The 22,514-nt window shown below is 64.5% G+C and carries 22 protein-coding genes and 1 pseudogene; 8 read left to right on the top strand and 15 right to left on the bottom strand.

Translation table 11 applies throughout. From position 1 onward, the window contains the following. Window positions 1-6 precede the first annotated feature (6 nt). The 7 genes from X730_RS150045 to X730_RS150075 form a co-directional block, all read right to left on the bottom strand. Window positions 7-948: an alpha/beta hydrolase gene (locus X730_RS150045; protein ID WP_023689944.1), complete on the bottom strand. Its 942-nt coding sequence runs from the start codon at window positions 946-948 to the stop codon at window positions 7-9. Window positions 949-1,081: 133 nt separating this feature from the next. Beyond that, window positions 1,082-1,864: a carnitinyl-CoA dehydratase gene (locus tag X730_RS150050; RefSeq protein WP_023668858.1), complete on the bottom strand. Its 783-nt coding sequence runs from the start codon at window positions 1,862-1,864 to the stop codon at window positions 1,082-1,084. After that, the gene (locus X730_RS150055; RefSeq protein ID WP_023826466.1) at window positions 1,857-3,935 is read right to left on the bottom strand and encodes an acetate--CoA ligase family protein; all 2,079 of its coding nucleotides are present in this window, start codon (window positions 3,933-3,935) and stop codon (window positions 1,857-1,859) included. The genes X730_RS150050 and X730_RS150055 overlap by 8 nt, the downstream gene beginning before the upstream one ends. A gap of 18 nt (window positions 3,936-3,953) precedes the next feature. Continuing rightward, a complete protein-coding gene (locus X730_RS150060) occupies window positions 3,954-5,117 on the bottom strand; it encodes an acyl-CoA dehydrogenase (protein ID WP_023689942.1) in 1,164 nt (387 codons plus the stop codon). A gap of 4 nt (window positions 5,118-5,121) precedes the next feature. Beyond that, on the bottom strand, window positions 5,122-6,216 hold the full coding sequence (locus tag X730_RS150065; protein ID WP_023826465.1) for a carnitine 3-dehydrogenase: 1,095 nt from the start codon (window positions 6,214-6,216) through the stop codon (window positions 5,122-5,124). Window positions 6,217-6,218: 2 nt separating this feature from the next. After that, a complete protein-coding gene (locus X730_RS150070) occupies window positions 6,219-6,842 on the bottom strand; it encodes an HD domain-containing protein (protein WP_023826464.1) in 624 nt (207 codons plus the stop codon). Window positions 6,843-6,856: 14 nt separating this feature from the next. Further along, window positions 6,857-7,780 carry a 3-keto-5-aminohexanoate cleavage protein gene (locus X730_RS150075; RefSeq protein WP_023826463.1) on the bottom strand — a complete coding sequence of 308 codons (924 nt, stop codon included), beginning with the start codon at window positions 7,778-7,780 and terminating at the stop codon, window positions 6,857-6,859. 76 nt (window positions 7,781-7,856) lie between these two features. Here X730_RS150075 and X730_RS150080 point away from each other — a divergent pair, with 76 nt between their 5' ends. Continuing rightward, window positions 7,857-8,837, top strand: coding sequence for a GlxA family transcriptional regulator (locus tag X730_RS150080; protein ID WP_023736239.1), 981 nt, complete (start codon window positions 7,857-7,859; stop codon window positions 8,835-8,837). A 61-nt stretch (window positions 8,838-8,898) separates the two neighbouring features. On the opposite strand, the gene X730_RS150085 is transcribed toward X730_RS150080, so the two are convergent. Beyond that, window positions 8,899-9,102: a hypothetical protein gene (locus X730_RS150085; protein ID WP_023668865.1), complete on the bottom strand. Its 204-nt coding sequence runs from the start codon at window positions 9,100-9,102 to the stop codon at window positions 8,899-8,901. Between the two features lie 205 nt (window positions 9,103-9,307). Further along, entirely contained in the window at window positions 9,308-10,633 is a 1,326-nt protein-coding gene (xylA, locus tag X730_RS150090) for a xylose isomerase (protein ID WP_023826462.1), read from the bottom strand. 113 nt (window positions 10,634-10,746) lie between these two features. Here xylA and X730_RS150095 point away from each other — a divergent pair, with 113 nt between their 5' ends. Beyond that, window positions 10,747-11,109, top strand: a complete 363-nt coding sequence (locus tag X730_RS150095) for a nuclear transport factor 2 family protein (protein WP_023689938.1) — start codon at window positions 10,747-10,749, stop codon at window positions 11,107-11,109. A gap of 191 nt (window positions 11,110-11,300) precedes the next feature. Here the strand turns inward: X730_RS150095 and xylB are convergent, their stop codons facing one another. The 3 genes from xylB to X730_RS150110 form a co-directional block, all read right to left on the bottom strand. Then, window positions 11,301-12,755: a xylulokinase gene (gene xylB / locus X730_RS150100; RefSeq protein WP_023826461.1), complete on the bottom strand. Its 1,455-nt coding sequence runs from the start codon at window positions 12,753-12,755 to the stop codon at window positions 11,301-11,303. A gap of 81 nt (window positions 12,756-12,836) precedes the next feature. Then, window positions 12,837-14,162, bottom strand: a complete 1,326-nt coding sequence (locus X730_RS150105; RefSeq protein WP_023826460.1) for a tetratricopeptide repeat protein — start codon at window positions 14,160-14,162, stop codon at window positions 12,837-12,839. A gap of 24 nt (window positions 14,163-14,186) precedes the next feature. Next, window positions 14,187-14,810: a LysE family translocator gene (locus X730_RS150110; RefSeq protein ID WP_023826459.1), complete on the bottom strand. Its 624-nt coding sequence runs from the start codon at window positions 14,808-14,810 to the stop codon at window positions 14,187-14,189. 229 nt (window positions 14,811-15,039) lie between these two features. Between X730_RS150110 and X730_RS150115 the strand changes: the two genes are divergently transcribed. From X730_RS150115 to X730_RS150140, 6 genes and pseudogenes are all read left to right on the top strand, one after another. Continuing rightward, window positions 15,040-15,807 carry a L,D-transpeptidase gene (locus X730_RS150115; protein WP_023668871.1) on the top strand — a complete coding sequence of 256 codons (768 nt, stop codon included), beginning with the start codon at window positions 15,040-15,042 and terminating at the stop codon, window positions 15,805-15,807. A 99-nt stretch (window positions 15,808-15,906) separates the two neighbouring features. Beyond that, a complete protein-coding gene (locus tag X730_RS150120; RefSeq protein WP_023826458.1) occupies window positions 15,907-17,073 on the top strand; it encodes a diphosphate--fructose-6-phosphate 1-phosphotransferase in 1,167 nt (388 codons plus the stop codon). After that, complete coding sequence (locus X730_RS150125; RefSeq protein ID WP_050588119.1) at window positions 17,073-17,837, top strand: MBL fold metallo-hydrolase; 765 nt, start codon at window positions 17,073-17,075, stop codon at window positions 17,835-17,837. Before X730_RS150120 ends, X730_RS150125 begins: the two co-directional genes overlap by 1 nt. Window positions 17,838-17,852: 15 nt before the next feature. Continuing rightward, window positions 17,853-18,083, top strand: a pseudogene (locus X730_RS150130) (PDZ domain-containing protein); the annotation flags it as partial. Window positions 18,084-18,213: 130 nt separating this feature from the next. Then, complete coding sequence (locus tag X730_RS150135; protein ID WP_023684287.1) at window positions 18,214-18,825, top strand: sulfite oxidase-like oxidoreductase; 612 nt, start codon at window positions 18,214-18,216, stop codon at window positions 18,823-18,825. After that, window positions 18,822-19,562, top strand: a complete 741-nt coding sequence (locus tag X730_RS150140; protein WP_023752436.1) for an FAD-binding oxidoreductase — start codon at window positions 18,822-18,824, stop codon at window positions 19,560-19,562. Before X730_RS150135 ends, X730_RS150140 begins: the two co-directional genes overlap by 4 nt. A 45-nt stretch (window positions 19,563-19,607) precedes the next feature. On the opposite strand, the gene X730_RS150145 is transcribed toward X730_RS150140, so the two are convergent. Genes X730_RS150145 through X730_RS150155 form a run of 3 tightly spaced genes read right to left on the bottom strand, consistent with a single transcriptional unit; the run spans window position 19,608 to window position 22,506 of the window. Next, a complete protein-coding gene (locus tag X730_RS150145) occupies window positions 19,608-21,077 on the bottom strand; it encodes a nucleotidyltransferase family protein (RefSeq protein ID WP_023826457.1) in 1,470 nt (489 codons plus the stop codon). Continuing rightward, window positions 21,077-21,769 carry a glycosyltransferase family A protein gene (locus X730_RS150150; protein WP_245261368.1) on the bottom strand — a complete coding sequence of 231 codons (693 nt, stop codon included), beginning with the start codon at window positions 21,767-21,769 and terminating at the stop codon, window positions 21,077-21,079. Before X730_RS150150 ends, X730_RS150145 begins: the two co-directional genes overlap by 1 nt. Beyond that, window positions 21,754-22,506, bottom strand: coding sequence for a glycosyltransferase (locus tag X730_RS150155; RefSeq protein ID WP_023755574.1), 753 nt, complete (start codon window positions 22,504-22,506; stop codon window positions 21,754-21,756). The genes X730_RS150150 and X730_RS150155 overlap by 16 nt, the downstream gene beginning before the upstream one ends. Window positions 22,507-22,514 lie beyond the last annotated feature (8 nt).

The following is a 22,514-nucleotide window of genomic DNA, read 5'->3' as shown; positions in this document are numbered from 1 at the left end:
GCCGGATCACCAGATCCAGTCGCCCTTGCCCAGCACGGAAACCGCCTCGACAATGCGGCTGAAGGAGGCGCGGGCCCGGCCGACCGTGTGCCTGGCCCGGAGATAGCCATGCACCAGCCCCGGCTCCTCGGACCAGCTGGCGTGTCCGCCTGCGGTAAGGATGCGGTCGCGGTAGGCCTCGCCGTCGGACGACAGCGGGTCGCATTGCGCGGTGATCAGCACGGTTGGCGGCAGTTTGGTGAAATCGGTGTCGGCGAGCGGCGACAAGGTGATGTCACCAGTACCGTCAGCGCCGCCGGTGCGGATGTGCTTGTAGAATTCGAGATCGCGCATGGTCAACATCGGTGCTTCGGCGTGCGTGACATACGAGCCCTTCGAACGGTCGCCGCCGAGGCCCGGATAGATCAGCACCTGGCCGATCGGCTTTTTGGCATGGCCACGCCTTGCGTGAGCAACAGCCGCGCAGAGATTGCCGCCGGCGCTGTCGCCGCACAGCAGAATAGGGCGGTCGTAGGTTTTGGCTGCCCATTCGAAGGCACGTAAAGCATCGTCGAAAGCGGCCGGGTGCAAATGCTCCGGCGCCAGCCGGTAATCGATGGAACCCACCTCGTAACCGGTGCGGGCGCAGAGCTCGGCGCAGACATCGTCATGGCTGTCTAGGCCGCCGAGGATGAAACCCCCGCCATGGATGTAGAGCACCATCGCCGCCGTGTTCGGGGTAGCGCTGCGATAGATGCGGATCGGGATGTCGTGTGATCGGTTGGCAATGAAAGTCGTTTCCGCCGTCACACCATTGGGATAGCCGGCAAAGAACTCGCGGCACATCCGGTCATAAATCGCACGCTGCTGGGCGATGGTGTAGTCGATCGTATCGGGCGGGTAATAGGAATTGGTCCGCTCGATGAAGGCCCAGGTCTCGGCATCGATGAGGGTTTTGTAGTCGGTCATGCAGCTCCTTTACCTCCCCCTTGATGGGGGAGGTCGCCGCGAAGCGGCGGGTGGGGGTGGTGGCGCNTGGTGGCGCATCACCCCACCCCGGACCTTCGGTCCGACCCTCCCCATCGAGGGGAGGGTAAAGAGGCTACTTCCCCTTCCACACCGGGTCGCGCTTTTCTGCGAACGCACGAAACCCTTCCATATTGTCCTCCGAGCCATACAGCGCATCGACCGTCGCCAATTGCCGGCGCGTCACGCGGTTCATCGCGTCCTGGAAGGTCAGCGCCTCCGCCACCCGCGCCGTCTCCTTGATCGCGGCGAACACCAGCGGCGGGCCGCTGGCGAGCAGCCTTGCGATCTCCCAGACGCGCTCCTCGAGCTTGTCCTTGGGCAGCACTTCGTTGACCAGCCCCCAGCGATGCGCTTCCGCCACATCCATCCAGCGGCCGGTGAGCAGAAGGTCCATGGCGACATGATAGGGAATGCGCTTGGGCAGCTTGATCGTCGCGGCATCAGCCAGCGTGCCGGCGCGGATTTCGGGCAGGGCGAAGGAGGAATGGTCGGAGGCGAAAATGAGGTCGCAGGACAGCGCTAGCTCGAAGCCGCCGCCCACCGCCATGCCGTTGACGCAGGCAATGATCGGCTTGTTCATGTCGCGCAGCTCCTGCAGGCCGGCAAAACCGCCGACGCCATAGTCGCCGTCGACCGCGTCGCCACCGGCGGCTGCCTTCAAATCCCAGCCGGCGCAGAAGAACTTGTCGCCGGCGGTCTTGACGATGGCGACGCGCAATCCGGGATCGTCGCGGAACGCCTTGAAGGTCTCGCCCATCAGCCGCGAGGTCTTGAGGTCGATGGCGTTGGCCTTGGGCCGGTCGAGCGTGACCTCGATGATGGTGCCCTCGCGGCGGGTGGAAATGACGTCAGACATTCTTCTTCTCTCCCAGCACCAGCAGCGCGTCGGCGATCCAGGCGCCCTTGCCCTCGGCGCAGACGATCAGCGGGTTGATGTCGAGTTCCTCGATCTCTCCGGCATTCGTCTGCACGAAGCCGGCAATGCCCGCGATGGCGTCGATGGCAGCCCCGACATCGGCCTTGGGCCGGCCACGATAGCCGTCCAGCAGCGGAAACAGTTTAAGGCCACGCAGGGCCGCCTCGATGTCGTCGCGCGTCGCCGGCAGCATCAGCGTGATGCTGTCGCGCAACAGCTCGACCAGCACGCCTCCGGTGCCCAGCGTCATGACGGCGCCGAACATCGGGTCGCGGGTGAAGCCGACGATCAACTCGGCAACGCCGTCGCGCACCATGCGCTCGACATAGAGGCCGGTGCCGAGCGGCAGCAGATCATGCGCCGCCGTGCTCACGGATTCGGCGTCCTTGAGGTTCAGCCTGACCGCGCCGACTTCCGATTTGTGGGTAACTCCGAGCGCCTTCAGCGCCACCGGGAAGCCGAGCGCCATGGATGAGATGACGGCCTCGACAGCGTTAGCGGCACGTTCTGCCTTCGGCACCGGCAAGCCGGCCTTGATCAGCCGCGCCTTGGCTTCGGCCTCGTCAGGGGTGACATGGTCACCGCCGGCAGCACCTGCAGCCGACGTGTCGATCGGCTGCGCCTGCGGCTCGGCCCAGGCCCAGCCGATGAAGGCCGCCGCACCTGCGGCATCCATGGCCTCGGAAATACCGAACAACGGCACCATGCCGCGCGCCATCAGCTCGGCGGTGTATTCCTCCGGCAGGTTCTCCGGCAGCGACGATACGATCGCGCCATGCGCCTTGTTGGTCTTCAGCGCCGATTCGAAGGCGCGCAGCGTCGCCCACCAGTCGGTGACCGAGCAGCGGTCGGGGCGTGGAAAGTCGAGCACCAGCATGTTGAGGTCGAAACCGCCCGACACCATGGCGGTGAAGGTGGCGGTCATCGCCGGTTCGTTGTTCCAGATGAAGGTGTGATAGTCCAACGGGTTGGCGACCGCGACCAGCGGCCCGAGCGTCGATTTGACATGGGCGCGGTGCTTCCTGGTGAGCTCCGGGAAATTGACCCAGCGGCCTTCGGCGCTGTCGGCCATGACAGAGGCTTCGCCGCCCGAGCAACTCATCGATGACAGTCTATAGCCGGGCAGTGGTCCTGTGACGTGCAGAAGCTTCAGCGCCTCGATAAAGGCGGGGATGGAATCGACGCGCGCAATGCCGAGCCGCCGCAGGAAAGCGCCCGAAGCGGCATCCGAACCGGCGAGCGAAGCTGTGTGCGAGACGGTCGCCTGCCTGGCCTGTTCGGACCGGCCGACCTTCATGGCGATGATCGGCTTCTTCAGTTCGCGCGCCCGCGCCGCCAGCTTCTCGAAGCCGGCTACGGAATCGAAGGCTTCGATGTGCAGGCCGAGCGAGGTGACGCGCTCATCCTCGATCAGGCCGAGCGCCATTTCGGAGAGGCCGGTCTGCGCCTGGTTGCCGGCGGTCATCAGGAAGGCGATCGGCAGGCCGCGCTTCTGCATCGTCATGTTGATGGCGATGTTGGAGGACTGGGTGATGATGGCGACGCCCTTGGCGCCTTCGGGCAGCCTGATGCCGCCATGCTGGTCGGGCCATAGCAGCGCGCCATCGGCATAGTTGATCAGGCCGTAGCAGTTCGGCCCGATGATCGGCATCTGGCCGGCCGCGGCCACCAGTTCGGCCTGCAGCCGCTCGCCGTCATCGTCATAGGCCTCGGTCTCAAGAAAGCCCGCGGCAAAACAGACGGCGCCGCCGGCGCCGCGCTCAGCCAGCGCCTTGATTACCTCGATGGTGAGATGCCGGTTGACGCCGACAAAGGCAGCGTCCGGCGCGTCGGGAAGGTCGGCGACCGAGCGATAGGCCTTGCGGCCGGCGACCTCGTCCTTGTTCGGATGCACCGGCCAGATTTCGCCGGCAAAGCCCATCTTGATCGATTGGGCGACGACGGCAGCGGCCTGGGCCCCGCCGAACACCGCGATGGATTTTGGGCGCAAGAGGCGTTCAAGCTTATGCATATTCCCCGTCTCTTCTTTTTAAGCCCCGAACGGGCGCAGCAGCGCCCGCGAAATGATGTGGCGCTGGATTTCCGACGTCCCTTCCCAGATGCGCTCGACACGGGCGTCGCGCCAGATGCGCTCCAGCGGCAGGTCGTCCATCAGCCCCATGCCGCCATGGATCTGGATTGCTTCGTCGGCAACGAAGGCGAGCATTTCGGTAGCCTTCAGCTTCGCCATGGCCATGTCCTGATCGGTGACGGTGCCCTGATCGTACTTCCAGCCGGCTTCGAACACCATCAGGTCCGCCGCCTTCAATTCCGTCGCCATGTCGGCGAGCTTGAACGACACGCCCTGGAACTTGCCGATCTGCTGGCCGAACTGCTGGCGTTGCGCCGAGTATTCGATGGCGTGGCCGAGTGCCCGCTCGGCGCGGCCGAGACAGGTGGCGCCGACCTGCAGGCGCGTGGCGCCGAGCCAGGAATTGGCGACGTCGAAGCCCTTGTGGACCTCACCCAGCACCTGGCTTGCCGGCAGGCGGCAATCGTCGAATTCGAGGATGGCGTTGGTGTAGCCGCGATGCGAGACGTTGCGGTAGCCGTCGCGCACGGTGAACCCCCTGGTGCCCTTGTCGACGAAGAAGGCGGTGATCTTCTTGCGCTTGCCGCGCGGCGTTTCTTCCTCGCCCGAAGCCATGAAACTAATTGCGAAATCGGCCAGATCGGCGTGGGAGATGAAATGCTTGGTGCCGTTGAGCACCCAGTCGTCGCCGTCCTGCACGGCTGACGCCTTCATGCCGCGCAAATCGGAGCCGGCGCCGGGCTCGGTCATCGCCAGGCAGTCCCACTTCTCGCCACGAATACACGGGAACAGGTATTTTTCGCGCTGCTCCGGCGTGCCGGCGAGCAGGATGTTGGAGGGGCGCGCGACGCAGGTCCAGTGCAGCGCATAGTTGGCGCGGCCGAGTTCCTTCTCGTAGAGCAGCCAGGTCACCGTATCGAGGCCGGCGCCACCGACATCGGCCGGCATGTTGGCGGCATAGAGCCCGGCTTCGATCGCCTTGACCTTGATCTCTTCGATCAACTCGCGGCGCAGCACGCCGGTGCGCTCGACCTCACGTTCATGCGGGTAAAGCTCGTTCTCGACGAAAGCGCGCGTGGTCTCGACGATGAGCTTCTGTTCCTCCGAAAGACCGAAATCCATGGCCTCAGCCTTTCTTCTTTTTCTTCGGCTTTTCCGCCTTCTTCACCGGCTTGGATGCCTTGGACTTCTCGGCGGCCCTGGATGCGGCCGGCTTCTTCGCCGCCAGCTTGGCCAACTGCCTGGTATAGTCCTTTTGCAAGGCGCCGGCGCCCCAGCCCTTGCCTTTGTTCTGTTTAGACAGAGCATCCATGATCGCGACCAGATTGTCGTCGCGGATCCTTTCCAGCTCACGGATCGACAGGCCATGCGCCTGGTCGTCCGACTGGGTGGCGATCAGATCGACCAGCTCGTCGTTGAACTCCGGCACGTCCATCAGCTTGGTCCACGGCCATTTCAGGCACGGCCCGAACTGCGCCATAAAGTGGCGCATGCCGGCCTCGCCGCCGGCGACGCGGTAGACCTGGAACATGCCCATCTGCGCCCAGCGCAGGCCGAAGCCATAGCGCATGATGTCGTCGAGTTCCTCGACCGTGCAGATACCGTCCTTGATCAGCCACAGCGCCTCGCGCCAGGCCGCTTCGAGCAGGCGGTCGCCGACAAAGGCCTCTATCTCCTTGCGGATCACCACCGGCTTCATGCCGATCGAGGCATAGATTTCCTTGGCAACCTCGATCGCTTCGGGGAACGTCTGCTCGCCGCCGACGATCTCGACCAGCGGCAGCAGGTAGACCGGGTTGAAGGGATGTCCGACAACCAGCCGCTCCGGATGCTTCTTCATCGCCACCTGCATGTCGGTCGGCTTGATACCCGAGGTTGACGAGCCGACGATTGCGTTGGCCGGCGCGTAGAGATCGATCTCGGCCAGCACGCGGTGTTTCAGGTCGAGCCGCTCCGGCACGCTCTCCTGGATGAAATCGGCATCGGCCACCGCCTCGGCGATGGTCTTGGCAAAGGTCAGTCTGCCTTCCCTGGGCAGGCCGCCGGGAACCATCTGCCTGTAGGCGCGGCGCGCGCCCTTCATCACTTCCGAGACCTTGCGTGACGCTTCCGGGTCCGGATCGAAGATCGACACGTCGATGCCGTTGAGCAGCAGCCGCGCCACCCAGCCGGCGCCAATGACACCGCCGCCAATGGCGGCTGCCTTGTTGATGATGCTCATGGTCAGGCTCCGGTTCTTGTCTTGGCGGTTTCGGGGTCGATGAGAGGCACGCGCTCGCCGGAGCGGATCACGGAGGGGTCGTAGGCCTTGCGGGCGAAGACTTCGAGCACGAAGGGCCGGAAGAATTCGATCGGCAGCGTGTCGTAGTCCGGGTCGAAGCTCGACTGGTCCCAGCGTTCGCAAAACTGGTCGCAATCGACGAAATAGGCATGGCCGGCGAAGCGGTCGCGAGCATGGCGGTTGCCGCCGAGATGATGCGCGTAATAGAGCCGCTGGAAGTCGCCATGCTTTTCCACCACCCAGGTGCATTGCTCGCGCACGAAAGGTTTCAGGATCGAGGCGGCGTATTCGTCGTGATTGTAGGGAGCGTAGATGTCGCCGATGTCGTGCAGCAGCGCGCAGGCGATCCAGTCGGTGTCGGCGCCGTCACGCCAGGCCCGCGTCGCCGCCTGCAGCGAATGGCCGAGCCTGGTGATCTTGTAGCCCGACAGGCCTTCGTCGACTTGCACCAGTGCGTCGAGCAGCCGCTCGCCGGTCCTGGCGGCATAGTCGATCTCATGGGCGGTCAGGAACTCATAGTCTTGCCTGTCGCCATCCTTCATCGCAGTGAATTTGACGGTAGCCATGATCCGCTCCCGTCTTAAGCAGCCGCTGCGATCGGCGCCCGTTTGGTCAGGTTGAGCTTCCTGCGCACTTCCTCCGGCCCCAAAATCCTGGCGCCGAGATTGGTGACGATGCTGGCGGCGCGCTCGACCAGCTGCGCATTGGTGGCCAGCACGCCCTTGTCGAGCCAGAGATTGTCTTCGAGACCGACGCGGACATTGCCGCCGGCGAGCACTGCAGCGGCTGCATAGGCCATCTGGTCGCGGCCGATGGCGAAGGCCGACCAGTTCCAGGTCGACGGCACGTTGTTAACCATGGCCATGAAGGTGTTGAGGTCGTCCGGCGCCCCCCACGGCACACCCATGCAGAGCTGCACCAGCGCGTCGGGATTCAAGACCTTTTCTTCGACCAGCTGCTTGGCGAACCAGAGGTGGCCGGTATCGAAGGCTTCGATCTCCGGCTTGACGCCGAGCGCCGTCATCATGCCGCCCATTGCGCGCAGCATGCCGGGCGTGTTGGTCATGACATAATCGGCCTCGGCGAAGTTCATGGTGCCGCAATCCAGCGTGCAGATTTCCGGCAGGCACTGGCGCACATGTTCCATGCGGTTGGTGGCGCCGCCCATGTCGGTGCCTTTTTCATTGAGCGGCAGCGGCGCTTCCGGTGAGCCGAACACCATGTCGCCGCCCATCCCGGCGGTCAGGTTCAGGATCACATCGACTTCTGCCGCGCGGATGCGGTCCGTCACTTCGCGGTAGAGATGGATATCGCGGCGCGGCTTGCCGGTCTCGGGGTCGCGGACATGGCAGTGGACGATGGCGGCACCGGCCTTGGCCGCATCGATCGCCGAATCGGCGATCTGCTTGGGCGAGCGTGGCACATGCGGGGAGCGGTCCTGCGAGCCGCCGGACCCGGTCACGGCACAGGTAATGAAAACCTCACGGTTCATCGCGAGCGGCATGGACATCTCCTCCCATAGAAACAGACCCAACAATGCCCGACTTGCCGGAAACTGTTTTGCGATCTACGAAGCTCTCATGATCAAAAGCGAAAAACCGACCATCTTTCGCGCCGAGCGATCGCCGCTCAAGGTGACGCTGCTGGTGTTTTCAGGCTCGTCCATCATGTGCGTGGCGTCGGCCGTCGACCCGCTGCGCGCCGCCAATCGCATTTCCGGCGAGACGCTGTTCGATTTCAAACTGGTCTCGGTCACCGGCGAGGCGCCGGTCACCACATGCGGCCTGCCGGTGGCGGTCAGGGGCCGCTTCGATGCGGCCGAGCCGACCGACGTGCTTGTCGTCGTCGCCGGCTTCGGCACCCAGAATTACGCGACATCGGCTCTGCTTTCCGGATTACGGCGAGCGGCCCGCGCGGCTCGCGCCTGCGGCGGCGTCGAGGCCGGCACATGGCTGGTGGCGCGCGCCGGCCTCCTCGAAGGCCGCAGCGCCACCACCCATTGGGAAGACATGGAGGATTTTTCCTCCGCCTTTCCCGGCGTCGACGTGCGTCCGGACCGCTACGTCATCGACGGACCGGTGTTCACCTCGGGCGGGGCGTCGCCGACCTTCGACCTGATGCTGCATCTGATCCGCACCCGGCTCGGCATGGCCGTTGCGCTCGATGTCGCCAGCGTCTTCATCTACGACCAGGCGCGCGCCGCGACCGACGCGCAGCCGCTGGTCTCGCTCGGCCGGCTCGACGGCTACGACCCGCGTCTGGCGCAGGCTATCCGGCTGATGGAATCGCATGTCGACCAGCCGCTGACCATCGACGCGGTGGCAAAACGCGCCGGGGTGACGGCGCGGACATTGGAGAGCATTTTTCGCAAGTCGATCGGCGAGACGCCGGGCGCATACTATCTCAGGCTGCGGCTGGGCGCGGCGCGGCGGCTGGTGGTCGACACGCGGATCGCCATGGCGGATATTGCCGGGCGGACGGGGTTCTCGTCCGCCGCGGCATTTTCCAGAGCGTTTTCAAGAGCGTTCGGCGAAGCCCCGGTCAGGCTGCGCCGAGGTTGATGCATGTCGCCCAAAAGTGTGTCGCGGTTTTGGGATTACGACATGCACAGACAAAGGGAGATCAGGCTGCGTTCTGTCGATCGCTGCCGGCGTCCATCTGCGAGCGCATCTGCCTCGCCAGACGGACTTCAAATCGGCTGCTGACAGCACGATCCCATTCGTTTTTCACGCTGTCGGTCGGCCGCGGCAGCGCCATCAGCCGGTCGATGATCGATCCGGTCTCGCCGGATGAGAGCAGGGCGTCGATTTCGCGTTCATGCTGCATATCGGTTCGCCTCCTTCCTTTTCACCCGCCACAACCGCATCCTTATACGAGATACGTGACGGCAGTTTGAAGGCAAGAGCGAGGTCATTGAGGGGCGCCAAAGGGCAAACCCTTGTCGTCGGATAGGGTCTTGCGCAAACCCCATTCCGGGGCGGCCGGAATGTTATCCAGCCACCCTTGGGCATAACCAATCGGCTTTCCGCCCTCAGACGTAGCGGTTGACGATGTTTTCCAGCAACTCCTGGCGGCCGGAGCGTGGCTGCGGCTCGATCTTCTTCTTCACCACGCGCTCGGCGATGTCTTCCAGCGAGCGCTTGCCCGACAGCATCGCCTTGCCCTCGGCCGTGTTCCAACCGGCATAGCGCTCGGCCAGCGGACCCGACAGCGCCTTGTCCTCGACCATCTTGGCGGCTGCCTTGAGGCCTCGTGCGCAGGAATCCATGCCGCCGATATGGCCGATCAGCAGGTCCTGCGGGTCGAGCGACTGGCGGCGCAGCTTGGCGTCGAAATTGGTGCCGCCGGTCTTGAAGCCGCCGGCCTGCAACACCTGGTAATAGGCCAGCGCCATCTCGGGCACATTGTTGGGGAACTGGTCGGTGTCCCAGCCCGACTGGTAGTCGTTGCGGTTCATGTCGATCGAGCCGAAGACGCCGAGCGCATTGGCCAGCGCCAGCTCGTGCTCGAAGGAATGGCCGGCAAGAATCGCGTGGCCCTGCTCGATGTTCAGCTTCACTTCCTTCTCCAGCCCGAAGCGCTTGAGGAAGCCGTAGACCGTGGCAACGTCGTAGTCGTACTGATGCTTGGTCGGCTCCTGCGGCTTCGGCTCGATCAGGATCGTGCCTTTGAAGCCAATCTTGTGCTTGTAGTCGACGACGAGACTGAGGAAGCGCCCAGCCTGCTCCTGCTCGCGGGCAAGATCGGTGTTGAGCAGCGTTTCATAGCCCTCGCGCCCGCCCCACAGTACATAATTCTCGCCCTTCAGCCGCTTCGTGACGTCGATGCAGCTTTTCACCGTCGCCGCCGCATAGGCGAAGACATCCGGATCGGGATTGGTGGCGGCGCCCGACATGAAGCGGCGGTTGGAGAACAGGTTGGCCGTGCCCCAGAGCAGTTTGACGCCGGTCTTCTTCATCTTGGCGGCAAAATAGTCGGCGATCTCGTCGAGCCGCGCGGCACTTTCGGAGAAATCCTTGCCTTCCGGCCGCACGTCGGCGTCGTGGAAGCAGAAATAGGGCGCGCCGAGCAGCGAGAACATCTCGAAGGCGACGTCGGCTTTCAGCTTGGCCAGTTCCATCGTGTCGACGCCGCCAGCCTTGGGAAACCAGGGCCGGGCGAAGGTCTGGCCGCCAAAGGGATCGCCGCCCGGCCAGGCGAAAGAATGCCAGTAGGCGACGGCGAAGCGCAGATGGTCTTCCAGCCGTTTGCCGGCCACCACCTCGTCGGGATTGTAGAAGCGGTAGGCCAGCGGATTGGTCGAATCCGGCCCCTCATACTTGATCGCTTTGATGTCGCCGAAAAATCCGCTGCTCATGATTTCTGTCCTCTCTCGAATAGTTCACCCTGATTACCTCAGGCGTAATTGGTTTCGCTCTCGCTTGGGGTGAAAAGCCTGGTGTCAAAGCCACTCAACGAAGGAGACAGACCATGACCGACCTCAATACGATCGCCCAGAACTACATCACCGCCTGGAACGAGGCCGATGCGGATCGCCGTGCCGAACTGCTCAAGGCCACCTTCACCGAAGACGTCAGCTACCGCGATCCGCTCATGCAGGGCGACGGCCACGCCGGCGTTGCTGGGCTGATCGACGGCGTACAGCAGCGCTTCGCCGGCTTCCGGTTCTCGCTGAAGGGTACGCCGGACGGGTTTGGCGACCGCATCCGCTTCTCGTGGAATCTTGGGCCGGAAGGCGTGCCGTCGGTTATCGAAGGCACCGATATCGGTGTTATCGAAAATGGGCGCCTGAAGAGCGTCACCGGGTTTCTGGACAAGGTGCCGGCGCAGTGATCGATCAAGGGTGGCGCGAGACACCCCCCTCTGCCCTGCCGGGCATCTCCCCCGCAAGGGGGGAGATTGGCTGGCATCCACGCCTTCGCTAATCACCCACCTTACAAGACTGGCATACCCGCCGACGCTGCCGATCTCCCCCCTTGCGGGGGAGATGCCCGGCAGGGCAGAGGGGGGTGCCTCGCGCCGACTCACGCGGTCACGCCTTTGATCGCCGGGTATAGCGCCCGGTAGCGCTGGTACGCATCGGCATACGCCCCGCCAAGCGCAGCATCCGGCTCGATCGTCGCATCCGTCCTCGGCGCCGTGCACACCGCCAGCGGATCAGCCCCTGTCGCCGCGATCAGACCAAGCCTCGCCGCGCCAAAGGCAGCACCGAAATCGCCGTCGGCCGGAATGTCCACGGGCACCTGCAGCGCCGTAGCGATCGCCTTCAGCCAGTAGCGCGAGCGCGAGCCGCCGCCGATTGCCGTCACCCGCGTCAAATCCGTGCCGGCGGTCTTCAAGGCTTCGAGACTGTCGCGGAATGCGAAGGCGACGCCTTCGAGCACGGCCTGCGTCAGCACCGCGCGGCTCGACTCATGCGCCAGTCCGGTGAAGGACCCACGAATGGCGGAATCATTATGCGGCGTGCGCTCGCCCGAGAGATAGGGCAGGAACGACACCCCGCTCGGCGCTTTCAGCACATCGCCAAGTTCGGCGGTCAATTCGCCGGCCTTCTTGCCCGAAATCTCCGACAGCCAGTTCAGCGAATCGGTCGCAGACAGGATGACCCCCATCTGGTGCCAGGTGTTGGGCAGGGCATGGCAGAAGGTGTGGACCGCACTTGCCGGATTGGGCAGGTAGGAAGCGTTGGCGGCAAACAGCACGCCGGATGTGCCAAGCGACACGAAGGCATGGCCGGCGCCGACCGTGCCCATGCCGCAGGCCGAAGCAGCATTGTCGCCGGCGCCGCCGGCAACCGGGGTGCCCGATGCTATGCCCCAGCTGGCGGCCAGTTCGGCGCGCAAGGCGCCGGCCTTCTCCGTGCCTTCGACCAGCGACGGCATATGCCTTTCGTCGAGCGATGTCGCCGCAAGCAATTCGGGGGACCAGCGCCGTTTGCCGACATCGAGCCAGGAGGTGCCGGCCGAGTCGGACATTTCTGAGATATGCTCGCCGGTCAGCCACAACCGCAGGAAATCCTTCGGCAAAAGCACCTTCCCCACTTTGGCGAAGACGGCAGGCTCATTGTTCTTCACCCAGGCGAGTTTCGGCGCCGTGAAGCCGGGGAAGACGATATTCCCGGTGAGTTGGCGAAAGCGCGGGTCGGCATCGAGCGCGGCGGCCTCGGCGTGACTGCGCGTATCGTTCCACAGGATGCAGGGGCGCAGCACCTGGTCGCCGGCATCGAGCAAGGTGGCGCCATGCATATGGCCGGAAAGGCCGATGCCCTTGACCGCGGCAAGCTCTTTCGGGTGCGAGGCTTTCAGCTTGGCAATGGCGGTCTCGCAGGCGCGGATCCAGTCGGCGGGGTTTTGTTCGGACCAGCCGGGATGCGGCCGCGATACGTCAAGCGAAGCATGGCCGGAGCCGATGATCTTCTGCCCGGCATCGATCAACAGCGCCTTGACGCCCGACGTGCCGAGATCGAGGCCGAGATACATGCATTCCTCCCATTGCCATTAATTTTTTCGGGTCTCGAAAAAATCTGGCTTGCCAGTTTTTAAAACAAGATCCGCCGCGGGTCAATTCTCTGACAAATTGGCGGCGCGTTGCGAAAACAGCGCCGACAGCGGACTGTCCGGCCGGGCCAGTGCGCGTTCGGCCGTCAACGCCCGGGCAAGCGCTGTGTCGCCGGCGCGCAACGCCGCCTCGATCAACGTGAGATCAATCACATCGCGCTGGGCGTGGCTGCCGCCAAAGCGATGGGCAATGGCGCGGATCGGTCGAATCAGGCGCACCGCTTCGCTGTAATTGCCCTCGCCGAATGCCTTGATGCCTTCCGTCAGTGGCTGGCCGACATCCCGGGTAAAGGCGGCGTTGTCGTCGCTGCCGCGCATCGCCTCGTGCTGGGCTTCGAGCAAGATCTTGGCCGGCGCTTCGAGCCCGGCGCCGACGAATGCCATCATCGCATGCGCATCGTTGAAGGCGTAGTTGCCGGCTCCAGCCTTCGGCGCCCAGTTGGCAGCGAGCGCTGCCCAGCGGTCGCCGACATCGACACCGCCGAGATAAAGCCGCCACAGGATCGCGGATGCATCGACCATGTTCAGCGCCAGCGTCGAACGCTCGCCATAGATCGGCCCGTCATAGAGTTTGAGCACCTCGTCGGTCTCGCCGAGATCGTAGTGGAACAGCGCCAGATGCCACCAATTATGCACCTGCAGGAAGCTCTCTTTGGTCCACGCCTCGGGATTGGCGCGCATCCAGGCGATGCCGTCCCGTTGCCGGCTCTGCATCTCCATGACATGGGCGACCGCGTGCTGCGCCCAGCCGTCTCGCGGCTCGATCTCGATCGCCTGTCGGCCAAAACTTTCGGCTCTGATATAGTCGCCCATCTCCTCGAGACCGAAGGCCTGCATACCGAGAATGGCGTGATAACCTGGCATGCCGCTCTGCCAGGACGGTAGCGCGCGGCCGATACGGTCGCGCAGCATGCGGGCATTGCCGGTGAAGAAGTCGATCTGGTGGCCGACCTGCAACGCCACCACGTCGAGCGGGTTGTCGATGGCGATATCTTCGAGCAGGCGCGCGGCGTCATGCCAGCGTCCCTCGGCAAGGTGGCCAAGGGCCGCCACATGCGCCTGTTCGCGCGGCGTCGCGGCAAGCGGCAGTGCCGCAGCATGGCATGCCTGGGTGACCGCCATTGCCTCGCGTTCGGTGGCGAGGCCGAACAGATACCCCTTGAAGACATGCGCCATGACGAAACCGGGATCCGCCGATATGGCGCGGTCAACGGAGCCGACCGGGTCGCCGACGAAGCATTGCAATTCATGAACGGCCTGGCTGTAGGGTGAAAACCCGGCCTCGGTCGCGCCCGAAAACATTAGGCCGAATGGATCTCTTACTGCCATATCGGCCCTGATGCTCCGCAGTTCCTAATTGCCCGAGCGCATCGCCACCGTGGCGATCCCGGCGCCGACCAGCAGCGTGCCGCCGGTGCGGTTGAAGATGCGGATCGCCTTGGGGTTGCGTACGACGTTGCGGGCGCGCGCCGCAATCAGCGCGTAGCCGAAGGCATTGGCGAAGGCGAGCGCCAGGAAGGTCGCTTCGAAGATCAGCATCTGTGCCCAGAAATCGGCTTCCCGGTTGAGGAACTGCGGCAGGAAGGCGACGAAGAAGGTGATGCTCTTCGGGTTGAGTGCGGTGACCAGCCAGGCGTGCGCCATCATCTTGGCGGCCGAGACGGCATCTGTGCGTGGTTCGGCTTTGAGCGCGCCGCCGGCGCGAAACAGTTTTACCCCGAGATAGATCAGATAGCAGGCGCCGATCAGCTTCAGAATGGTGAACACGGTCGCCGACGCGGCCAGCAGCGCGCCGATGCCCAGCATCGACAGGGTCATGGCGGTGAAGTCGCCCAGCGCCACGCCGACGGCCATCGGCAAGGCAGTGCGCCAGCCCTGGCCCAGCGCATAGGACACGACCAGAAGAATGGTCGGGCCCGGAATGATGAGCAGCACGGCGGAGGCAGAGGCGAAGGCGGCCCAGTTTTCGAACGACATCTTTGTCTCCTTGAGCGCAAAGAAAAGGATAAATCCTCGTGTGCGGAGGAATGTAAAGAGCCCTCTCCCAAAAATGCACGGCGGACCATTTCGCCAGATCGCTGCGGCTATTGGCGGCACAGGCTTAAGACCGGTCGTTGGGCCTTCACCCTTTTTCAACCATGTTTGGCGAAACTGCCTGCTATCCGGCCGGACCGTGTTTCCCGCCGACAGCGTAGGGTTTGGGTGCATGCGTGAGTTGCCGCAGAATGTGACGCCGCCAGCAAATGGCGACGCAAACGAGACCGAACATCTCTATTCCCGCCGCTTCGTCCTGTCAGGGGCCGGCGCCATGACGCTGCTCGGCATGGCCGGCTGCAGCACTTCGACGCTCGAGCTGCCGCAATTCCAGCTGGATGACACGGTCACCGGCTCGGTGCGGCCGATCCGTCCGGCGATCAGCGTCGACAAGAACGTCACCGGCCCCGATGTCATGTACGCTTCGCTCAACGATGGCGGCTTCGAAGTGCCGGCGGTGCCCTATCAGAAGGTCAAGCCGGAGTTCCGCCGCCAGATCGTCGTCAACGAGACCGGCGAGGCGCCCGGCACGATTGTCGTCCATCTGCAGGAGCGAAAGCTCTATCTGGTGCAGGAGGGCGGCGACGCCATCCGCTACGGCGTCGGCATCGGCAAGGACGGCTTCCGCTGGTCCGGCCGCGCTAACATCCAGTACGGCAAGGAATGGCCGACCTGGACGCCGCCGCCGGAGATGATCCAGCGCAAGCCGGAACTGGTGAAATGGCAAAACGGCCAGCCCGGTGGCCTCACCAACCCGCTCGGCGCACGCGCCCTCTACATCTACCAGGACGGCAAGGACACCGGCTACCGCATACACGGTTCGCCGGAATGGGCGAGCATCGGCCAGGCGATGTCGTCGGGCTGCGTGCGCCTGATCAACCAGGATATCATCGACCTCTACAGCCGCGTTTCCAAGAAGAACCCGGTCGTGGTCGTCTGATCCTGTGCGGCGGTTTGGCGCCGCTGGAAACTCCCGTTGCGCGATGCGGCAAGCTAGGCCAAGGTGCCTTGAAAACCACAGCGCCGGGAGAAATCGAGCATGGCTGGAACGTTTGTCATCGCACAGGGCGGCGGCCCGACCGCCGTCATCAACCAGACGGTTGTCGGGGCCACGCTGGAAGTCCGCAAGCGCCATCCCGGCGCCAAGGTGCTGGGCTCGCTCCACGGCGTGCGCGGCATTCGTGACGGCAACTATGTCGACCTCTCCGCCATCCCCGAGGACCGGCTGCGGCTGATCGCCGGCACGCCGAGTGCCGCGCTCGGCTCGACACGCGACAAGCCCGACGCTGCCTATTGCGAAGTCATCCTCAACGGGTTGAAGAAGGCCGGCGCCGACGCTTTCATCTACATCGGTGGCAACGACACGTCGGGCACGCAGCAGATTCTGACCGACGCCGCCGGCGGCAGCATTGCTTTCGTCCATGCGCCAAAAACCATCGACAACGACCTCGAGGAAAACGACCACACGCCGGGCTTCATCTCGGCGGCCGAATTCGTCGCCGGCGCCTTCCTGTCCGTCGATCTCGATTTCCGCGCATTGCCCGGCATCTATGTCGGCATCGTGATGGGTCGGCATGCCGGCTTCCTCACCGCGGCGGCTGCAGCCTGGCAGCTCGATCCCGACAGCGGCCCGCATCTGGTCTACGTGCCGGAACGGCCGTTCTCCGCCGCCGGTTTCATCGACGACGTGCGCGCCACGCTCGACCGCCACAAGCGTTGCATCGTTGCCGTCTCCGAAGGAGTCAGCACCGCCGACGGCAAGGCGCTGGTCGAAAGCCTGGTGCCGCCGGACAAGCTCGAGCGCGACGCGCATGGCAACGTCAAATTGTCGGGCAGCGACCTGCCGTCAGCTCTGGAACGTGCGCTCGCCGAAGGCCTGCCGGGCAAGCGCGCCCGCGTCGATGCGCTTGGCTACATGCCGCGCGGCTATGTCGGCGCGATCAGCGCCGTCGACGCGCAGGAGGCTTTCGACGCCGGCGCCTTCGCGGTTGCCGTTGCCAGCGAAGGCGGTGGCTCGGTGGCGCTGCAATATGACGGCACGAAAACCGTGCTGAAGAAGGTGCCGCTGAAGAACGTCGCCGGCAAGACGCGCCATATGCCCGACGATTTCATGAAGCCCGATGTCAACCAGCTGTCGGAAGCGGGCATGGCTTACCTGAAGCGGCTGGTGCCGGAAAAATACAAGGTGGGAAAGCCCTTCGTCTGATGGGCGGCCGTTTTGGCGGCACCCGTTTTGGTGGCGAGCGCGTTGTCGGCGACTGGTTCGGCAAGACGATCATCGACGACCGCACGACGATGCTGACCGAGCCGTTCGTGCATGATTTCGTGCGCGCCAACATCTGGCATTTCAGGGGACGCGACGCCGACCTGCTGGTCGACACCGGCATGGGCATCTGCCCGCTGGCGCCTGAGATCGACACGCCCGAGGGCAAGCCGCTCATCGTTGTCGCCACCCACATCCATCTCGACCATGTCGGCTCGCTGCACGAGTTTCCGCTGCGCGCCGGGCCGCGGCACAGTGCCGAGCATTTCGAGACCATGAACGATCAGGTGACCTACGCCTACATGTTCAACAATCTCGACGGCGCCGTTTCGAAATTGCCGGCGCCGGGCTGGACGGCGGCCGACTACAAGATCCCGCCGGCGCCGCTGACGCGCACGCTGGACGAGGGCGACATCGTCGACCTCGGCGACCGGCAGTTCCGCGTCCTGCATCTGCCCGGACATTCGCCGGATTCGATCGCTTTGTTCGAAGAGACGGACGGGTTGTTCTTTGCCGGCGACGCCATCTACGATTCCATGCTGATCGACGACTTGCCGGATTCCTGCCGGCCTGATTATCGCCGTACCATGCAGCGGCTCCTCGATCTGCCTGTCCGTCTCGGCCATGGCGGCCATGGGCCGAGCTTCGACGGCAACCGGATGCGCGAGATCGCCACAACCTATCTCAGGCGCACCGAAGGCCGCTGACGACATTGTGATCGGAACCAGCGTGGCGCCGTGGTCGAGCGCGTCAATCCGGACAAGGCAGCCGCCAATGCGGGCCTGCAGCCGGGCGACGTCATCGTCGCCGTCGACCAGTCGCCGGTGCGGAATGCGCGGCAAGCCAACCAGGCGATCGCCGAGGCCGGCAGATCGGGCCGGAAGTCGGTGCTGCTTTTGATCGATCGCGGCGACGCGCAAATCTTCGTCGCCGTATCCTTCGCCGCCGGTTGAGACATCATGGCAGGCTCGCCGGACCACCGACAGGCCTGCCGCACGGCCGCCGAAATTCCTGTTGCCCGCCGCGACATCTTCGAGAACATTACGGCAGGCCGGCAATGGCCTGCTAAAAACGGACAGTCAAATGGTCACTCGCGGTTTTTCCTCCGGTCGAAAGCCTCCGACGGAGACCGATGCGCGCATTCCGCCCGGTCAGTATCTCGAACAGGGCTTTCCGGTGCTGTCGGCGGGGCCGACGCCGCGCGTGCGCACCGAGGACTGGTCGTTCACGCTCAAGCACGGGCCACGCCCGATCAAGAAGTGGAACTGGGCCGAGTTCAACGCGCTGCCCTTGACCAAGATGACGCGCGACATCCATTGCGTTACCGCCTGGACCAAGTTCGATACCGCCTGGCAAGGCGTGCTGGTCGACGACATCCTTGCCGATGCCGGTATCGAAGCGCCGACCGGCTTCCTGCTGGCGCATGGCTATGACGGCTACACCACCAACGTGCCGGCCAAGGATCTCACCGCGGGGAAGGCGATGGTGGCGCTCCTTTATGAAGGCAAGCCGATCACTGCCGACCATGGCGGCCCGGCGCGGCTCCTGGTGCCGCATCTCTATTTCTGGAAATCGGCCAAATGGCTGAACGGGCTGCAGTTCACCGAGCGCGACGAGCCGGGCTTCTGGGAATTGCGCGGCTATCACATCTATGGCGACCCGTGGCGCGAGCAGCGCTATAGCGGCGATCCATGAGCGAAGCGCCGCAATCTCCCTGGCAGACGGCGAAAATCACCCGGATCGAAAAGCGGACGCCACGCGTCACCAGTTTCTTCTTCGCGCTATCACGGCCATTCGCCTATCGCGCCGGACAGCATGTCGATGTCAGGCTGACTGCGCCTGACGGCTACCAAGCGCGCCGCTCCTATTCCATCGCCTCGGCGCCGGAGAGCGGCGCCACGATCGAGCTGGCGATCGAGAAGCTCGACGACGGTGAAGTCTCGCCCTTCTTCCACGACATCGCCGCGGTCGGTGACGAGATCGAACTGCGCGGGCCGCTCGGCGGCCATTTCGTCTGGTCCGATGGGGATGGCGGGCCGCTGCTTCTGGTCGGCGGCGGCTCCGGCGTCGTGCCGCTGATGGCGATGGTGCGTCACCGGACCTTGCGCAAATCGGCGGTGCCGGTGGCGCTGATGTTTTCGGTGCGGGTCTGGGACGAGGTGATCTTCCGCGACGAGCTGATCGGTCTCGGTGACCGCCGCGACGGGTTCGAGCTGGTGCTTACGCTGACGCGCGAGGCGGCACGGCGCCCGTCCGACTATTCGAGGCGCATCGACACGGCAATGGTCATGCAGGCGCTCACGCGGCTGCCGCGGCCGCCGGCGCTCGCCTTCGTCTGCGGGTCGAACACCTTCGTCTCGGCGGCTGCCCGGGCGCTGATCGACGCCGGCATACCAGCGGAAATCATCCGCACCGAGCGCTATGGCGTCTGAGAGGGCCACAGTGGTTCACCGTTTCATGGAGACAGCGAACCGCTCTCAGGCGGGTGAAAACCTTGCCGACAGCAATTGGAACGGCAGCGCGCCATAGGCGGCGACTTCGGCCTCATTGTCCCAGTTGCGGAACTGGCGCGATGGCCGTGCCTCGATCACCAGAGGCCGGCCGGTGTCGTCCACCGTTACCTTGCCGCGAAAGCGCAGCACACGTCCGCCGCCGGCGCGGCTGATCACCATGGAACGCAAGCGGGCGACGTGACCGCCGCCGGCATTGATTTCCATCTCGATGCGGCGGCGGACTGGCGGAACGACGATCCTGACGGTGACGTCCAGCATCATCGCTCCAGTCCTGTCCGGACGGGGCAGGGCCTGAGAAAGCGCGAACGGTTCCGGTGTCGCTCTTGCCTTGCGCAATGTCGGCCTGCCGCGCCAGACGGCAGCAGGCGTCGGATGCTGCAGTCGGCCCTTCTTGCGTTTGAGGCGCAACTGCTTGGCAAAGCCGCGCGACAGCCAAACCAGGCCGCCGAAATCGGTGCGCGGCTTGGCCTGCAGCAGCGAGGACCAGCGCGACAGGCCGGCGCGGTCGGCCAACTCAATCGTCTTTGCAAGTTCGGCCTCCGGCACCGCAATGCCGATCTCCAGGCAGAGATAGGAGAGCGCCACCGCCGCGGCGACGGCGAGGCCCCGCTTGGCGACGATGTCGGCGAACACGCCCCAGTCGACTGCGCCACTCTCGATGGCGACCGCACAGTCGACCAGCCAGTCGCTGTGGGCGTGGGCATCGAGGCCGCCATGTGCGATGGCAAGCGCCATGCGGTCGGCCGGAGAGGGAACAAGCACGCGGACTCCATTGAAATCGGCTGACAGCGCCCGCTGCCAGATCGCCAGATCATCTTCCGCGCTTTGCTGCGACCCGTCATAAGCGAGCTGGTGCAGGTCGATGTCGCCGAAACTGCCCTTGAAGAAATTCATCGAACGCAAGGACGCCAGCCTGGTGCGCAGATATTGCGGGCTGACGCCGGTGGCGATCTGCCAGTTGCGTTCGCTAAGCACATCGAAGGCGGCAATCATGTCCTGCGGGCGCACCAGCATGTCGATGTCATGCGCCACCCGGCCGCGCTGCGCCGAGGCGTTGACGGCGATGCGGCTGGCGCCTTTGATAAGCATCACCGCGCAGCCGGCGTCGATCATGGCCTGTAGCGCCGGCTCGGCCTCGCGCGCAGCCAGTCGCGATTTGGTCCACAGCATCTTTTGCAGGCCGACAAGACGTGGATAGGCCGGATGCCCAGCGAGCTTGCGGCCGAACCTATCGGAGATCGCGGCCAGCAGCCGATGCTCTCGGAAGGCAACATGGTCGATGTCGTTCTCGTCGAGCCAGCGCGCCGCGTAACGCCCTGCCGCTTCTTCATCGGGCAGCAATGCGGCCTTCAGCAGCTGGTCGAGTCCGCCAGTTGGCCATGACCAACCATAGTCCGGAAACCGACGGCCGATACGGCGCATGGCATTGGCCATCAGTCGGCGCTCGCCTTTTTCGCTGCTCGCCTTTGCATGGCCAGCCTTACGACTTCGAGATAACCGCGATCGCGCACGGGGTCGCGTCCATAGGACATGCTGTCGGGCCGGATGCGGCGCAAGGTCAGGACATCGTCGAGCATGGCAAGCGCAAAGCCCGCCTCGCGGACACGGGCGATCCAGTCGACCATGTCGCCGCGACCGCCTTGCGGGTCGATGATCGGACCGACGGCCTCGGCTACCTCCCGGCGGATCATCATCGTCGTGCGCGACCAGCCCGCCACGGCCACGTCCTGTTGCACATCGGGCTTGTCATCGCGAAACGTCCGCCAGTGGGCAAAGACTCCTGCCGTCGCGGGAAACCGCTCGAAATGCTCCAGCTGCCTTTCGATCTTGGTCGGCAGCCACAGATCGTCCGCATCGAGCGTGGCGACGAAGGGCGTCGCCAGCGCGGCGATGCCCCTGGTGGTGGCGCTGCCTGGTCCGGCATTGTCCTGGCGCAACACCTGCACCGGCATGCCCAGCGCATTGACCACCGCGACCGTATCGTCGGTCGAGCCGTCATCGACGACGATTATGGCGTCGGGCTGGACCGTCTGGGCCGCGACCGATCGCAGCGTCTCGGCGATGGTGGCGGTCGCGTTGAAGGCCGGAATGACGACGCCGTAGCTGGCCATCACAGGAAACGCCAATTCGCAAGTTCCTTGAAATCGAAGATGCCGTCGACAGGGTGCAAGGAGCGGTCGGCCTCGCGCCGTTTCATCGACTTGTAGACGGCGCGCATGAATTCGCGAAAAGGAACATCGGCCTGCCTGGTCATGTTGCCGGGATGGCGCCGGTAATAGAGCGCAACAGTGTCGGGCATCGTGAATTTCGGCCCGCTTTCGAAAGTGCGCAGCAGATAGTCGGTGTCCTCGGCCTGGTGGAAATCCTCGTCGAAGCTGCCGATGCGTTCGACCAACCGCCGGACGAAGATAGCGGGCGACAGGTGAATGCCGCGAACCGTCACCGAGTGGCTGTCGGCTGTCGGCTCCAGCGTATCGTCATCTATGTCGTCGACCAGCGTCATGCGCGAATAGGTGAGCTCGAGGGTGGGGTCTGCGTCGAAACAGGTCAGATCGGCCTTGAAGCGGCCCGGCGGGGAAATGTCGTCGGAATCGAGAAACGATACCAGCCCGGTCTGCGGCAGCAATTGCCGCAAGCCCGCGTTGCGTGCCCGCGTCACCCCGGCATTCTGCTGCTGGAAAAGGCGAATGCACGGCGCCTCCGCGATCAGCGAGCGCACGACCGCCACCGAACTGTCGGTCGAACCGTCATCGATAACGATGATGTCGAGATCGGCGGCATCGCGCTGCCTCAGCAGCGAGCGCAGCGCCGAGCCGACATGGCGTTCGCGGTTGTAGACCGGCATGATCACGCTCAGCTTCACGCACGCAT

Source organism: Mesorhizobium sp. L103C131B0 (assembly GCF_000502275.1).
In the GTDB taxonomy this organism is placed as follows: domain Bacteria; phylum Pseudomonadota; class Alphaproteobacteria; order Rhizobiales; family Rhizobiaceae; genus Mesorhizobium.
Note: the sequence above shows the minus strand (reverse complement) of the source record. Positions and strands in the feature narration are given on the sequence as shown.

Coding starts and splice junctions, on each gene's coding strand:
- X730_RS150060 (WP_023689942.1), bottom strand. CDS start 5,117: ATGGATTTCGGTCTTTCGGAGGAACAGAAGCTCATCGTCGAGACCACG.
- X730_RS150110 (WP_023826459.1), bottom strand. CDS start 14,810: ATGTCGTTCGAAAACTGGGCCGCCTTCGCCTCTGCCTCCGCCGTGCTG.
- X730_RS150070 (WP_023826464.1), bottom strand. CDS start 6,842: ATGGCTACCGTCAAATTCACTGCGATGAAGGATGGCGACAGGCAAGAC.
- X730_RS150075 (WP_023826463.1), bottom strand. CDS start 7,780: ATGCCGCTCGCGATGAACCGTGAGGTTTTCATTACCTGTGCCGTGACC.
- xylB (WP_023826461.1), bottom strand. CDS start 12,755: ATGTATCTCGGCCTCGATCTCGGCACGTCGGGCGTCAAGGCGCTGTTG.
- X730_RS150135 (WP_023684287.1), top strand. CDS start 18,214: ATGGTCACTCGCGGTTTTTCCTCCGGTCGAAAGCCTCCGACGGAGACC.
- X730_RS150055 (WP_023826466.1), bottom strand. CDS start 3,935: ATGCATAAGCTTGAACGCCTCTTGCGCCCAAAATCCATCGCGGTGTTC.
- X730_RS150045 (WP_023689944.1), bottom strand. CDS start 948: ATGACCGACTACAAAACCCTCATCGATGCCGAGACCTGGGCCTTCATC.
- X730_RS150145 (WP_023826457.1), bottom strand. CDS start 21,077: ATGGCCAATGCCATGCGCCGTATCGGCCGTCGGTTTCCGGACTATGGT.
- X730_RS150115 (WP_023668871.1), top strand. CDS start 15,040: ATGCGTGAGTTGCCGCAGAATGTGACGCCGCCAGCAAATGGCGACGCA.
- xylA (WP_023826462.1), bottom strand. CDS start 10,633: ATGAGCAGCGGATTTTTCGGCGACATCAAAGCGATCAAGTATGAGGGG.
- X730_RS150140 (WP_023752436.1), top strand. CDS start 18,822: ATGAGCGAAGCGCCGCAATCTCCCTGGCAGACGGCGAAAATCACCCGG.
- X730_RS150120 (WP_023826458.1), top strand. CDS start 15,907: ATGGCTGGAACGTTTGTCATCGCACAGGGCGGCGGCCCGACCGCCGTC.
- X730_RS150080 (WP_023736239.1), top strand. CDS start 7,857: ATGATCAAAAGCGAAAAACCGACCATCTTTCGCGCCGAGCGATCGCCG.
- X730_RS150125 (WP_050588119.1), top strand. CDS start 17,073: ATGGGCGGCCGTTTTGGCGGCACCCGTTTTGGTGGCGAGCGCGTTGTC.
- X730_RS150095 (WP_023689938.1), top strand. CDS start 10,747: ATGACCGACCTCAATACGATCGCCCAGAACTACATCACCGCCTGGAAC.
- X730_RS150085 (WP_023668865.1), bottom strand. CDS start 9,102: ATGCAGCATGAACGCGAAATCGACGCCCTGCTCTCATCCGGCGAGACC.
- X730_RS150065 (WP_023826465.1), bottom strand. CDS start 6,216: ATGAGCATCATCAACAAGGCAGCCGCCATTGGCGGCGGTGTCATTGGC.
- X730_RS150105 (WP_023826460.1), bottom strand. CDS start 14,162: ATGGCAGTAAGAGATCCATTCGGCCTAATGTTTTCGGGCGCGACCGAG.
- X730_RS150050 (WP_023668858.1), bottom strand. CDS start 1,864: ATGTCTGACGTCATTTCCACCCGCCGCGAGGGCACCATCATCGAGGTC.